The sequence below is a fragment of the Methylobacterium sp. BTF04 genome (genome assembly GCF_010692745.1).
GTDB lineage: Bacteria > Pseudomonadota > Alphaproteobacteria > Rhizobiales > Beijerinckiaceae > Methylobacterium.
In genome coordinates, this window is sequence record NZ_JAAHTB010000004.1 from 116,076 (window position 1) to 129,634 (window position 13,559).

General features: G+C 69.4%; 11 protein-coding genes. 8 read left to right on the forward strand and 3 right to left on the reverse strand.

The window, feature by feature from the left end; genetic code table 11:
* Positions 1 to 50: 50 nt before the first annotated feature.
* A complete protein-coding gene (aspS, locus tag G3T14_RS04125; protein WP_163640318.1) occupies positions 51 to 1,865 on the reverse strand; it encodes an aspartate--tRNA ligase in 1,815 nt (604 codons plus the stop codon).
* 153 nt (positions 1,866 to 2,018) lie between these two features.
* On the opposite strand from aspS, the gene rnd reads away from it, so the two are divergent.
* A complete protein-coding gene (gene rnd, locus G3T14_RS04130) occupies positions 2,019 to 3,170 on the forward strand; it encodes a ribonuclease D (RefSeq protein WP_163640320.1) in 1,152 nt (383 codons plus the stop codon).
* Between the two features lie 15 nt (positions 3,171 to 3,185).
* Here rnd and G3T14_RS04135 read toward each other — a convergent pair whose 3' ends face one another.
* Together G3T14_RS04135 and erpA are read right to left on the reverse strand one after the other, a co-directional pair.
* Positions 3,186 to 5,030 (reverse strand): hypothetical protein, encoded by a 1,845-nt coding sequence (locus G3T14_RS04135; RefSeq protein WP_163640322.1) that lies wholly within the window; start codon positions 5,028 to 5,030, stop codon positions 3,186 to 3,188.
* Positions 5,031 to 5,228: 198 nt separating this feature from the next.
* Positions 5,229 to 5,555 carry an iron-sulfur cluster insertion protein ErpA gene (gene erpA, locus G3T14_RS04140; protein WP_163640324.1) on the reverse strand — a complete coding sequence of 109 codons (327 nt, stop codon included), beginning with the start codon at positions 5,553 to 5,555 and terminating at the stop codon, positions 5,229 to 5,231.
* 197 nt (positions 5,556 to 5,752) lie between these two features.
* On the opposite strand from erpA, the gene G3T14_RS04145 reads away from it, so the two are divergent.
* The 7 genes from G3T14_RS04145 to tatC all read left to right on the forward strand — a co-directional run bounded on the left by G3T14_RS04145 (position 5,753) and on the right by tatC (position 13,555).
* Positions 5,753 to 7,000 carry a deoxyguanosinetriphosphate triphosphohydrolase gene (locus G3T14_RS04145; RefSeq protein ID WP_348645206.1) on the forward strand — a complete coding sequence of 416 codons (1,248 nt, stop codon included), beginning with the start codon at positions 5,753 to 5,755 and terminating at the stop codon, positions 6,998 to 7,000.
* Between the two features lie 108 nt (positions 7,001 to 7,108).
* Positions 7,109 to 8,857, forward strand: coding sequence for an arginine--tRNA ligase (gene argS, locus G3T14_RS04150; protein ID WP_163640327.1), 1,749 nt, complete (start codon positions 7,109 to 7,111; stop codon positions 8,855 to 8,857).
* Positions 8,858 to 8,888: 31 nt separating this feature from the next.
* Positions 8,889 to 10,316 carry an SPOR domain-containing protein gene (locus G3T14_RS04155; RefSeq protein WP_163640329.1) on the forward strand — a complete coding sequence of 476 codons (1,428 nt, stop codon included), beginning with the start codon at positions 8,889 to 8,891 and terminating at the stop codon, positions 10,314 to 10,316.
* 230 nt (positions 10,317 to 10,546) lie between these two features.
* On the forward strand, positions 10,547 to 11,554 hold the full coding sequence (gene nagZ / locus G3T14_RS04160; protein WP_163640331.1) for a beta-N-acetylhexosaminidase: 1,008 nt from the start codon (positions 10,547 to 10,549) through the stop codon (positions 11,552 to 11,554).
* A gap of 177 nt (positions 11,555 to 11,731) precedes the next feature.
* A complete protein-coding gene (locus G3T14_RS04165) occupies positions 11,732 to 11,983 on the forward strand; it encodes a twin-arginine translocase TatA/TatE family subunit (protein ID WP_163640333.1) in 252 nt (83 codons plus the stop codon).
* Between the two features lie 124 nt (positions 11,984 to 12,107).
* Positions 12,108 to 12,758 (forward strand): Sec-independent protein translocase protein TatB, encoded by a 651-nt coding sequence (gene tatB, locus G3T14_RS04170; protein WP_163640335.1) that lies wholly within the window; start codon positions 12,108 to 12,110, stop codon positions 12,756 to 12,758.
* A complete protein-coding gene (gene tatC, locus G3T14_RS04175; RefSeq protein WP_163640336.1) occupies positions 12,755 to 13,555 on the forward strand; it encodes a twin-arginine translocase subunit TatC in 801 nt (266 codons plus the stop codon). The genes tatB and tatC overlap by 4 nt, the downstream gene beginning before the upstream one ends.
* The last annotated feature ends 4 nt before the right edge of the window (positions 13,556 to 13,559 follow it).

Sequence of the window (13,559 nt, forward strand, 5' to 3'; positions counted from 1 at the left end):
TTCTCGCTAACGCGAGAGGGGGGAGGTCGCGGGTCAGTGCGGAGAGGGCCTCAGGCGCTCTTTTCGGGCAGGTTCAGGCGGATATGGAGTTCGCGCAGCTGCTTCGGGGTCGCCTCGGCGGGCGCGCCCATCATCAGGTCCTCGGCGCGCTGGTTCATCGGGAACAGCACCACCTCGCGCAGGTTCTGCTCGTTGCAGAGCAGCATGACGATGCGATCGATTCCCGGAGCGATGCCGCCGTGCGGCGGGGCGCCGAGCTTCAGCGCGTTGAGCATGCCGCCAAACTTCTCCTCCAGCACTTCCTGGCCGTAGCCGGCGAGGCCGAACGCCTTCTGCATCACCTCGGGGCGATGGTTGCGGATGGCGCCGGACGAGAGCTCGGTGCCGTTGCAGACGATGTCGTACTGGAACGCCTTGATGCCGAGGATCTTTTCGGATTCGCTCGGGTCCAGCGCCAAAAACGCCTCCCGGTCGAAGTTCGGCATCGAGAACGGGTTGTGGGAGAAATCGATCTTCTTGTCGTCCTCGTTCCACTCGTACATCGGGAAGTCGGTGATCCAGCAGAACGCGAACTGGTCCTTGTCGGACAGGTTCAGTTCGTCGCCGATGCGGATGCGGGCCTTGCCGGCCAGAGCCGCGGCCTTGGCCTCGGTGCCGGCGGAGAAGAACACCGCGTCCCCCGCCTTTGTGCTGGTCTTCTCGGCGATCAGCGCCTGGACCTCGGCCGGGATGAACTTGGCGATCGGCCCCTTGCCGGTGAGCACGCCGTCGACATCCTCGAAGATGATGTAGCCGAGACCCGGCGCGCCCTCGGACCGGGCGAAATCGTTGAGCTTGTCGAAGAACGAGCGCGACTGGGAGGCGGCTCCCGTCGCCGGGATCGCCCGGACCTTGCCGCCTGATGCGATCACGCCCTTGAACGCCTTGAAGGCGACGTCCTCGCGGGAAAATTCCGCGGTGACGTCGGCGATGATCAGCGGGTTGCGCAGGTCGGGCTTGTCGACGCCGTATTTCAGCATCGCCTCGGCGTAGGGGATGCGCGGGAAGGTGCCGGTGACGCGCTTGCCGTCGGCGAATTCCTCGAAGACGTTGCGCAGCACGGGCTCCACCGCCTGGAACACGTCCTCCTGCGTGACGAAGCTCATCTCGATGTCGAGCTGGTAGAACTCGCCCGGGGACCGGTCGGCGCGTGCATCCTCATCGCGAAAACACGGCGCGATCTGGAAGTAGCGGTCGAAGCCCGCGATCATGGTCAGCTGCTTGAACTGCTGCGGGGCCTGCGGCAGCGCGTAGAACTTGCCCGGATGCACGCGGGACGGTACCAGATAGTCGCGCGCGCCCTCGGGGCTCGACGCCGTCAGGATCGGTGTCTGGAACTCGAAGAACCCGCCCTCGCGCATGCGGCGGCGCAGCGAATCGATGATCGCACCGCGCTTCATGATGTTGGCGTGCAGCTTCTCGCGGCGCAGGTCGAGGAAGCGGTACTTGAGCCGGGTCTCCTCCGGGTATTCCTGGTCGCCGAAGACCGGCACCGGCAACTCGCCCGCCGGGCCGAGCACTTCGAGATCGTCGATATAGACCTCGATGGTGCCGGTGGGCAGTTCCGGATTCTCGGTGCCGGCGGGCCGGGTGCGGACCCGGCCGTCGATGCGGATCACCCATTCGGAGCGGGCGATGTCGGCCGCCTTGAAGGCTTTCGAATCGGAATCGACCACGCATTGCGTCAGGCCGTAATGGTCGCGCAGATCGATGAACAGCACCCCGCCATGGTCGCGGATGCGGTGGCACCAGCCGGAAAGGCGGATGGTCTCGCCGACGTCGGACGGGCGGAGCGCCCCGCAGGTGTGGGTACGGTAACGGTGCATGACGGGCTCTTGAGAATGAGCCCGGCACCATTCACGCGAGGGGGGGGAAGTCAAGCTGAGGCGGGTGGCGCGGCCGAGCGGCAAGGCTGATTCCACCGCCCGTGCGCCCCGCGCCCTCGCCTCCGGTGTCAACCTTCGATATAGCCGATTTTCATGGACCTGATCGACACCACGGCGGCGCTCGCCGACGCCTGCACCCGCTTCGCCGCGCAATCCTTTGTCACCGTCGACACGGAGTTCATGCGCGAGACGACCTATTACCCCAAGCTCTGCCTGATCCAGATGGCGGCGCCGGACGGGTCCGGGGTCCTGGTCGATCCGCTCGCGCCCGAGCTCGACCTCGCGCCGTTCTTCGCGTTGATGGCCGACGAGGGCGTGGTCAAGGTGTTCCACTCGGCGCGCCAGGACCTCGAGATCATCTGGCTCCTCGGGGGCCTGCTGCCGCAGCCGTTCTTCGACACCCAGGTCGCCGCGATGGTGTGCGGCTACGGCGATTCGGTCTCCTACGAGCAACTCGTCAATGACGTGGCGAAGGCCAAGATCGACAAGTCCTCGCGGTTCACCGACTGGTCGCGCCGGCCGCTCTCCGACGCACAGCTGAGCTATGCGCTGTCCGACGTCACCCATCTGGTGAAGGTCTACGAGGTGCTGGCGGGCCAGCTCCTCTCCACCGATCGGGGCGAGTGGCTCGACGAGGAGATGAGCGTGCTCACCTCGCCCGAGACCTATAAGGCCGATCCGGGCCAGGCCTGGCGCCGGCTCGGGGGCCGGATGCGCAAGCCCCGCGAGATCGCCGTGCTGATGGAGATCGCCGCCTGGCGCGAGCGCGAGGCGCAGAGCCGCAACGTCCCGCGCGGCCGCATCCTCAAGGACGAGGCGGTGATCGACGTCGCGTCTTCCGCGCCGCGCAGTGTCGAGGCGCTCGGGCGGCTGCGGTCGATTCCGGCCGGCTTCGAGCGCTCGCGCACCGGCACCGACATCCTGGCCGCCGTCGAGAGGGGCTTCGCCCGCGATCTCTCCGACATCGCGCTGCCCGAGCGCAGCCGCAGCCGCGGCGGCAACGGGGCGCTGGTCGAACTGCTCAAGGTGCTGCTCAAGGCCGTGTGCGAGACCGAGGGCGTCGCCCCGAAGATCATCGCCACCGTGGACGACCTCGAAGCCATCGCCGAGGACGACCATGCCGACGTGCCGGTGCTGCACGGCTGGCGCCGGGCCCTGTTCGGCGAGAAGGCCCTCGCCCTCAAGAGCGGCCGCCTCGCCCTGTCGGCCGAGCGCGGGCGGGTGGTGGTGCGCGAACTGCCCTGACCCGACGGACGGCCTTCAATTCGCCTTGGCGTCGATGGTCAGACGGTCGAGCACGGCGGCGGGGGTCGGCGCCGCGCCGAATTCCAGCATGCCGATGCCGGTGCCGTTCTTCGGCCTGACGCTGAGCGAGAGCGTGCCGGGCTTGGTCACGAACTGGCCCATGGCCGCGCCGATCGCCTTGGCGCTGGGCGAGTTTCCGAGGATCGCCGGCACGCCGTAGACGCTGGCGGTGACGTATTCCTGCTTCAGCTCCTCGGGCTTGAGGCTGAGCACCTTCGATTGCGCCGCGATGAAGCGCTCGAACAGGCCGGTATTCTCGATGGTGAGATCGAGCGCCTTGGCGGTGGCCGACAGCATGGCGAAGCCCGAGACGCCGGCATCCGGATCGAACACCTCCGGGCCGATGCCGCCGAGCATGCCGTTGATGCGCAAGGTTCCCATGTCCTTGCCCGAGACCGAAATCTCGCTGAGCTTGAGCTCCTTGGCCGTCTCGTCCCAGGCGGTCTCCGCCACGAGGTTCAGGTCGAGGTCGCGATAGCCGTAGAGCCCGAGCGAGCCGAGGCCCGGCACCCCCGCCACCGCCGAGGCCGGCAGGGTCAGCCCCGACAGGCTGACGCGCCCGGCCACCGGCACGCCGTCGCGGGGCGGACCGAAATTCATCGTGCCGTCGCGAAGGGCGAGATGCAGCGGCGCGTTATCGGGCTTGTCCAGGCCGGGCGTGTCCAGACCGGGTTTCGCCAGCGGATCGCGCGGTGCCTCGGCACGGGCGGGCAGGTCGAGGCTCAGATCCGTCAGCGCCAGGGTGCCCAGCGTCGGGGTCAGGCGGCGCAGGTCGTCGTCGGACGGCTCGGCCGGGGCCGCGCCGAGCTTGCGCAGGGTGGCGAGGGTGGGGGCCAGCGAGAAGCCGTTGAGGGCCAGCCGCGCCATCCGGCCCTTGGCCCCATCGGCGCCGGTGAAGGTCACGTTCTCGAGGGCCGCATCGGCGCCGGCCAGACTCATCCGGGCGATCCCGAGGTTGAGGGCGCCGCCCGGCTTGGTCTCCTGAACGCTGAGGCCCGTCGCCTCCAGGCTCCCGATCGAGACCGCCTCGGCGAGGTCGGCGCCGAGGGTCATCAGCCGTGCGCGCTCGGCGGGGGCGAGATGGGCGTAGTCGACGCCCATGAACGCCTGCAGCGCCCCGGTCCAGGTCGCCGGAATCTGGCGCCCGGCCAGGTCGCGCCCCTCGATCCGGGCGATCTTCACGGCGCCGCCGCGGGCGTTCACATAGGCGATGTCGTCGAGCGAGACCGTGCCGTAGATGCGCTGCAAGGCGCCCTTGCCGTCGCCGGCCTCGCCATAGAGGCGACCGAGCACGGTGAGGTCGAGGTCGGTGGCCCGCAGGCGGCCATAGGTGCCGGTGCCCATCTGCCCGGCCCCGTCCACCACGATCGCGGCACCCGCCGCGGTCAGCTCGGCGATCCGGCCGGCGCGCACGTCCTTGGCGACCACGTCGCGATACGTCACCACCGGGGCGGCGGGCATGGCCGTGCGCTCGACCCGCAATTCGGGGATGGCGATGGAGGTCGCGTCGAGGCGGGCGAGGCGCGCCGGCCAGGGCTCGCCGGGGCCGGCCTTGAGCAGGGCGGTGAGGTCGTCCTTCGTCAGGCGGGTGCCGCTCACCGTCACCCGGGGCGCCCGCAGGGCGGTGTCGCCGAACGGAATGGTGACATCGAGCAGGGTCACGTCCTGCACCGCGGAGGCCGCCTCCTGTGCCTGTGCCGGCCCGGACAGGGTGGGTATCCCCGCACCGAGCAGGACGAGGACGCAGGCCGAGGCGCCGGCCGCCCAGGTCAGGAGGGGGCGGCCTTTCGAGCAGGTCATGGGCTTATCCGGAGCGATGACGGAAGGGCGCTTTGGCAGCGGCCAGACAAATCGATGGACGGGGAGGCCGGAGGTCGGGTCTGGCGCGACGCGCCATCCGTGCCGCAGTTTGCGCGGAGAGGCAATCATCGGCCGCCCGGCGTGCCGGCGCAGCCCTCCGGTCCACCGGCCGCCCACACCTTCAAGGCGAGAACGCCTTCAAAGCGAAAAGGACGTGCCGCAGCCACAGGAGGCGGTGGCCAGCGGGTTCTCGATCTTGAACGACTGCCCGATGAGGTCGTTCACGAAGTCGATGGTCGATCCGCTCATGTATTCGAGCGACATCGGATCGACGAGGACGGTGGCTCCGTCGCGCTCGATCGCCACGTCGTCGTCGGCACGCGCCCGCTCGATGTCGAAGGCGTAGGAGAAGCCCGAGCAGCCGCCTCCGTTCACGCTGATCCGCAGGCTCGCGCCCGGAGGCTCGGCCCCCATGATCTCGTTGATGCGCTTGGCGGCGCGGGGGGTCAGGGTGATGTCGGCCATCGTGATGTTCTCGGTCCGTCGACTTGCCTGAGACGCGGGAGCCGTGTGCGCTTGCACGCCAACGGCTCCCTGCGTTTTCGCAATGGTCGCGTTTTCTTCGCGGTGGCCGGGTCCACCCAGCGCGAAAACGCTTTATGGCACTCAAGATATGCGCCAGGGGCGCGCGCTGCAACGCGTGCAATACACGGGGGAATCACGTGCGGCAGAATGGAGAGCGCTGGAGGGCGCCATATGCCAGCGATCCGGGGGCCACGCGCGGGCGGCTGATCCCGGAGGCGGCCTCGCCGACGCGCAGCGACTTCCAGCGCGACCGCGACCGCATCATCCATTCCTCCGCCTTCCGGCGCCTCAAGCACAAGACCCAGGTCTTCGTGCACCACGAGGGCGACCATTACCGCACCCGCCTGACCCACACCCTGGAGGTGAGCCAGATCGCCCGCGCGCTTGCCCGCGCGCTCGGCCTCGACGAGGATCTCGCCGAGGCGCTCGCCCTCTCCCACGATCTCGGCCACACCTGCTTCGGCCATACCGGCGAGGATGCCCTCGATGGACTGATGCGTGCCCATGGCGGCTTCGATCACAACGCCCAGGCCCTGCGCATCGTCACCCGCCTGGAGCGGCGCTATGCCGGCTTCGACGGGCTCAACCTCGCCTGGGAGACGCTGGAGGGTCTGGTCAAGCACAACGGCCCCTTGCTGGAGGCGAACGGGGCGCCGACCCCGCGCTGGGCGGAGCGCGGCATTCCGGCGGCGATCCTCGAATACGATGCCGTGAACGCCCTCGAACTCGCGCGTTTCGCCGGGCCGGAAGCGCAGGCGGCGGCGCTGGCCGATGATATCGCGTATGACAGCCACGACCTCGACGACGGTCTGCGCGCCGGTCTGTTCGACCTCGCCGACCTCGCCGCGGTGCCGTTCCTCGCCGAGATCCTCGCCGAGATCGATGGCCTCCATCCCGACCTCGAACCATCGCGAAAGATTCACGAACTCGCCCGGCGGGTGATCACCCGCTTCGTCGAGGACGTCATCGCCGAGAGCGGGCGCCGCATCGCCGCCCTGGCGCCGCACGACGTCGCCGCCATCCGCGCGGCCTCAGGGGCCGTCGTCGCGTTCTCCCCCGCCATCGCGGCGGCGGATGCGGCGATCAAGACCTTCCTGTTCGCCCGGATGTATCGCCATCCCGGTGTGCTCGCCGTGCGCGCCAAGGCCGACATCATCGTGGCCGACCTGTTCGGGAAGTTCACCGCCGAGCCCGGCGCGATGCCGGAGGAATGGTCGGCCGGGCTCGAGGACGCGAGCGAAGGCCGCATCGCCCGGCGGGTGGCCGATTACATCGCCGGCATGACCGACACCTATGCGGTTCTGGCCCACAAGCGGCTGTTTTCGACCACGCCCGACCTGCATTGGAGCCCGGAGAGCCGGGGGCTGCCGCTCGCCGAGGCGTGAGCCGGGGAGGGGAGTAGCCGTGACACCCGTGCCCCCCCTTGCTATGCCGCCGGCTTGAGACAGCGGCCGTTCCCCGGACGGCCGCCCCCAGCGGATTCGTCAGCGACCATGAACATCTTCGCCACCTTCGAGGCGCGCGTGCGCGCTGCCGTGCAGGGTCTGATCCGGGCCGGGCAGCTGCCCGAGGGGCTCGACTTCTCGCGCGTGGTGGTGGAGCCGCCGCGCGATGCGAGCCATGGCGATCTCGCCACCAACGCCGCCCTGGTGCTGGCCAAGGAGGCCAAGACCAATCCCAAGGCGCTGGGCGAGGCGCTGGCGGCCGAATTGCGCAAGGACGCGGACGTGGTCGAGGCCAGCGTGGCCGGGCCAGGCTTCATCAACCTGCGTCTGGCCCCCGCCAGCTTCCACGCCGTGGTGCGGGCGGCGCTCACCGAGGGCGACGCCTACGGGCGCGGCGCGATGCCGGGGGGTAAGGTCAATATCGAGTACGTCTCGGCCAACCCCACCGGGCCGATGCATGTGGGCCATGGCCGCGGCGCGGTGTTCGGCGATGCCCTCGCCAACCTGCTCGTGGCCTCGGGCCGCGACGTGACGCGCGAATACTACATCAACGATGCCGGCGCGCAGGTGGACGTGCTCGCCCGCTCCGCCTTCCTGCGCTACCGCGAGGCGCTCGGTGAAGCGGTCGGACCGGTGCCCGACGGGCTCTATCCGGGCGACTACCTCGTGCCCGTGGGCAAGGCCCTCGCCGAGGCGCATGGCCGGGCCCTGTTGGATCTGCCGGAATCCGAGTGGCTTGCCCCCGTGCGGGCCTTCGCCATCGCCGCGATGATGGATCTGATCCGGGGCGACCTCGCGCGGCTCGGCATCCATCACGACGTGTTCTTCTCGGAAGCCACCCTGAAGGCGGAGGTGCCCGCCCTGCTGGCGGAACTGCGCGCGAAGGGCCTGGTCTACGAGGGGCGCCTGCCGCCGCCCAAGGGCCAGCTGCCCGAGGATTGGGAGGACCGCGAGCAGACCCTGTTCCGCACGGTGGAGTTCGGCGACGACGTCGATCGGCCCCTCCTGAAATCGGATGGGTCGTTCACATATTTCGCCTCCGATATCGCCTATCACCGGACCAAGATTCAGCGCGGGGCCACCGATCTCATCGACGTGCTCGGCGCCGACCACGGCGGCTACGTCAAGCGGATGCAGGCGGCGGTGAAGGCGGTGAGCGACGGGCACGCCACCCTCGACGTCAAGCTGTGCCAGCTCGTGCGGCTTCTGCGCGCGGGCGAGCCCGTGAAGATGTCCAAACGCTCCGGCGAGTTCATCACCCTGGCCGAGGTGGTCGACGAGGTCGGACGCGACGCGATTCGCTTCATGATGCTCTACCGCAAGAACGACGCGACCCTGGATTTCGACCTCGCCAAGGTGGTCGAGCAGTCCAAGGACAACCCGGTCTTCTACGTGCAATACGCCCATGCGCGCTGCTTCTCGGTGTTCCGCCAGGCCCGGGAGGCGATGCCGGCCGAGGACTTTTCGCGGGACGGCCTGCTCGGCGAGGCCGACCTGTCGCTGCTCACCGATTCCGGCGAGGCCGAGATCATGCGGCTTATCGCCCAGTACCCGCGGGTGATCGAGGCGGCGGCCTCGGCGCATGAACCACACCGGGTCGCCTTCTATCTCTACGAGTTGGCCAGTTCCCTGCATGGTTTCTGGAACAAGGGCAAAGACTTGCCGCAATTACGGTTTGTTAATCAAAACGATCGAAACTCGACACGGGCACGATTGGCCCTCGTCGAGGCATTGCGGGGCGTGATCGCCTCCGGCCTCGCGGTGTTGGGCGTCACCGCGCCGGACGAAATGCGGTGAGGTGATCTCGGCGTGAATGAGGGATGCTGCCATGACGACGAACGCTTCGCGAGCGCCGGTCGATTTCGACGCTTTTGCGCGTGACCTGCAGCAGCCTCAGCCGCAGCCGCACCCCGGCCAGAAGGTCGACCCGCTCGCCGAACTCGCCCGTATCGTCGGACAGGACGATCCCTTCCGGGCCCTCCTCCAGGCGCGGGATTCCCGCGCCGACGCCGCTGCGGCGACTGCGCGCGGCCGGATCGAACCGACCTTCGTCGATGCGTCGGCGGCTCCGGCCCCGATTCGCTCGCAGGTTTCGCATCAGGCTCAGGCGCCGCTGCATCCGGCCGCCACGCCGGCCGACGCCTTCGACCAGTATCTCGCCTCCGTCGAGCAGGGCGACTATCACGCTGCCGAAGGCCCGCCGCCGGACGCGGCGGCCTTCGATGCCAACGATGCGGCCGATCGCGGCCGGCTCCTGGAGCGGCCGCGCCATCGCAGCCGTCTCGTCTCCGTCGGCGCCGGCCTCGGCGTTCTCGCGGTCTGCGTCACCGGTGCGCTGACCTGGCGCGGCCTGCATGGCAGCCACGGCAGCAGCGGCGGCGTGCCGACGATCCTGGCCGACACCGCACCCCTGAAGATCGCGCCGCAGAAGTCCGATGGCGTCGAGATTCCCGATCAGAACAAGCAGATCTACGACCGCACCGCCAAGGACGGCCAGATCCGCATCGTCAACCGCGAGGAGCAGCCCCTCGACGTGGCGCAGGCCGCCCGCGCCGCCGGCCGGACCACCGGCGAGGGCGGGGCGACCCCCGGCAGCGCCAGCGGCGCGACGCCCGGTGCCGCGCCCCAGCAGCAGGGCACCCTCACCGAATCGCTCGGCGAGCCGCGCCGGGTCCGCACGGTCTCGGTCAAGCCCGACACTCCGGTCCCTGCGCCGCAGCGCGAGACGGTGGCGGAGGCCACGTCGCCCCCCTCGGTGATCCCGACCATGACCCTGCCGGGTGCCGGCACCGACGGGTCGGCGACCACGGCGTCCCTGCGCCAGCGCGCCGGCCGCATGCCCCCGTCGACACCGGCGTCGATGGCGGAGGCACCCGCGGCCGAGCCCACCATCCCCGCCCCGGCGCCAACGCCGCGCGTGAAGGCGCCCCAGCGGGTCGCCGCCGTGACCCCGGAGGCGACCTCCGCCCTGCCGGCTCCGGTCGCCACCCGCGCCTCGGCCGCGGCGGCTCCCGCCGGCAGCTTCTCGGTGCAGCTCGGTGTGCGCACCAGCGAGGGCGAGGCCCAGGCCGCGTTCAAGCAGATGCAGGGCAAGTACAGCCAGCTCTCGGGCCAGTCGGCGCTCATCCGTCAGGCCGAGGTCAACGGCAAGACGATCTACCGCGTCCGCGTCGGGCCGCTCGGCAAGGACAAGGCGACGAGCTTGTGCACTGAGCTCCAGGGCGCCGGTGGTCAATGCTTCGTCGCCAAGAACTGAGATCAGACGACAAGAACCGAACGCGTGCGGATCGCCCCTGTTGCCTGCCTGAAGCCGGGCGGCAACAGGGGCGCCGCATCCGCGTCTGAGGCGAGTCTTCGCCCTTGCGGCGGGGCGGCCTCCCATTCGACTCTGTCCGGTACGAGACACCATCGATTCGCCGGAGCTGGACCAAAAGCCTCGGCCAGGCCGTCTGGCCACGTCATCGATTCGCAGGACGCGACCCGCCCATGACCACCCGTGCCCTGATCCTCGGTTGCGCCGGCCGGACCCTGTCGTCGCAGGAGGCTGCGTTCTTCTCCGATGTGGCGCCCTGGGGCTTCATCCTGTTCAAGCGCAACATCGGCACGCCGGACGAGGTCCGGGCGCTCACCGATGCCCTGCGCGCCACGGTCGGCCGCGCCGATGCGCCGATCCTCATCGACCAGGAGGGGGGCCGGGTGCAGCGCCTGGGGCCGCCGCACTGGCCGGCCTATCCGGCGGGCGGCCGCTTCGGGCGCCTCGACGGTTCGGCCGCCGCCATCGCCCATCTCGGTGCCCGGCTGATGGCGCATGACCTCGCCAGCGTCGGCATCAACGTCGATTGCGCCCCTGTCCTCGACGTGCCGGTGGTTGGCGCCCACGACGTGATCGGCGACCGCGCCTACGGCACCAGCCCCGCCACCGTCGCCGAGATCGGCCGGGCGGTGGCCGAGGGGCTGATGGCCGGCGGCGTCCTGCCGGTGATGAAGCACATCCCCGGTCATGGCCGCGCGGGGTGCGACAGCCACAAGGGCCTGCCGGTGGTGGAGGCCGACCTCGCCACGCTGACCGCCCAGGACTTCGCCCCGTTCCGGGCATTGGCCGACCTGCCGCTCGCCATGAGCGCCCATGTGGTCTTCACCGCCCTCGACCCGGAAAACCCCGCCACCCAATCGGCCCTGGTCATCGACCGGGTCATCCGGACCGCCATCGGCTTCGACGGTCTGCTGATGACCGACGATCTCTCGATGGAGGCGCTCCAGGGCTCGTTCCGCGCCCGTACCGAGGCGTGCTTTGCCGCCGGCGTCGATGTCGGCCTCCATTGCAACGGTGACATGGACGAGATGCGCGGCGTCGCAGAAGGCGCACCGGTTCTGGCGGGTGATTCCTTACGCCGGGCGCTCGCCGCCCTGGCCCGCCTGCCGGCGGAAGCCGGTGCCTTCGACGTGCGCGAGGCGCGTGCGCGTTTCGAGGCGGCCCTGTCGCTCGCCGCCTGAGATTCGTTGGCGGATCGGGTGCGGGCCTGATTGTTGCAAGCCCGCGCTGTGGCGCCCTGAAGGGTTCCGGTTCCCGAGGCACTTCTTGTGCTCGGGCCGCCCGATCCTTAGGTTCGCCTTCAATCGATCACACACAACGGCGCCGCGCAGAGTTCCGCTGCGGCGCGGGAGGTTGCCATGGGCAGCATGAGTATCTGGCACTGGATCATCGTGGCCGGCATCGTGATGCTGCTGTTCGGGCGCGGCAAGGTGTCCGACCTGATGGGCGACGTCGCCAAGGGCATCAAGGCCTTCAAGAAGGGTATGGCCGAGGACGAGACCCCCACCGCCGTGCCGCCGCCGAGCGCCGGCGAGCCGGTGCGCACGCTTCCCCACCAGGGTGAGCCGGCTACCGCCAACACCGTCGCCGCCGACCGCAAGGTCGTCTGACGCTTTTCTAGCCTCTGGCTCTTGGTGGACATCCCCTCTCGCAGGTCCCTGGCGGAATACGCCGCGACCTGCGATAGGCAGCCCGCCGTGAGAGGCTTGGCGCGGCCGCGGGACAGTCGACAGCATGTTTGACATGAGTTGGGGCGAGGTGATGCTGATCGGCGGCGTCGCCCTCATCGTCATCGGTCCGAAGGATCTGCCGAAGGCGTTGCGCACCGTCGGCCAGATCACCGGCAAGATGCGCCGCATGGCCGGCGAGTTCCAGTCGCAGTTCAACGAGGCGATCCGCGAGGCGGAGTTCGAAGAGATCCGCCGCGAGGTCGACGGGGTCAAGAAGTCCGCCGGGACGATGGGTCCGGTGTTCAACCCGGTCCAGACCATCCGCGACGAGATCAGAGGCGCGGTCGACGGTCGGCCCGAGACGAAGACCACGCCCTCTCCGACCCAGCCGCTCGCCAATGTCGCCGCGCAACTGGCCGAGCGCGATCCCGTGGCGCCACCCGAGTCCGTTGCCGACCTTTCCGCCGAAACTGCCGCCGAAATCGGCGTGGAGCCTCCGGCCGTGGTCCATCCGTCGGCGCATGATTACGAGGCGACCACCGCCGACGTCGCAGGGCACGGCATTCCCCCCGTCGAGGCGTTGCCGGACCTTCCGCCCAGGCCGAAGCCTGTGCCCTCAGAACCTCTGCCCATCGAGCCGACCCCGTCGAGCGCCGATCCCCTCGCGCCCGCCGTCGCATCCCCCGTCAAGACACAGTCCGAACCCGGCCGATGACCAACACGACGGATGACGCCGACATCGAGGCGTCGCGGGCTCCGCTCCTCGATCACCTGATCGAATTGCGCGCCCGGCTGATCAAGTCGCTGGCCGCCTTCGTGGTGATGTTCTTCGCGTGCTTCTTCGTCTCGCGGCACATCTACAACATCCTGGTCTGGCCCTACGTCTCCGTGGTGGGGGCCGAGAACGCCAAGCTCATCGCCACGCACTTCCTCGAGCAGGTGTTCACCAACATCAAGCTCAGCGTGTTCGGCGCGGCGTTCCTGGCCTTCCCAGTGATCGCGTCGCAGATCTACGCCTTCGTGGCCCCGGGCCTCTACCGCAACGAACGCAAGGCCTTCGTGCCCTATCTCGTGGCGACGCCGATCTTCTTCGTGCTCGGCGCGCTGGTGGTGTTCTTCCTGGCGATGCCGCTGCTGATCCAGTTCTCGGTCTCGCTGCAGCAGATCGGGCAGCCGGGCGAGGCCACCATCGCGCTCCTGCCGAAGGTGGACGAGTACCTCTCGCTCATCATGACGCTGATCTTCGCCTTCGGCATCGCCTTCCAGCTGCCGGTGATCCTGACCCTGCTCGGCCAGATCGGCGTCATCGATACGGCGTTCCTGCGGGAGAAGCGCCGCTACGCCATCGTGCTGGTGTTCGTGGTCGCCGCCGTGCTGACCCCGCCCGACGTGATCTCACAGCTCTCGCTCGCGATCCCGATGATCCTGCTCTACGAGGCGTCGATCTTCTCGGTCGCCCGCGTCGAGCGCCGCCGCAAGGCGCAGCGCAAGGCCGACGGGCTGGACGATTGAGGCG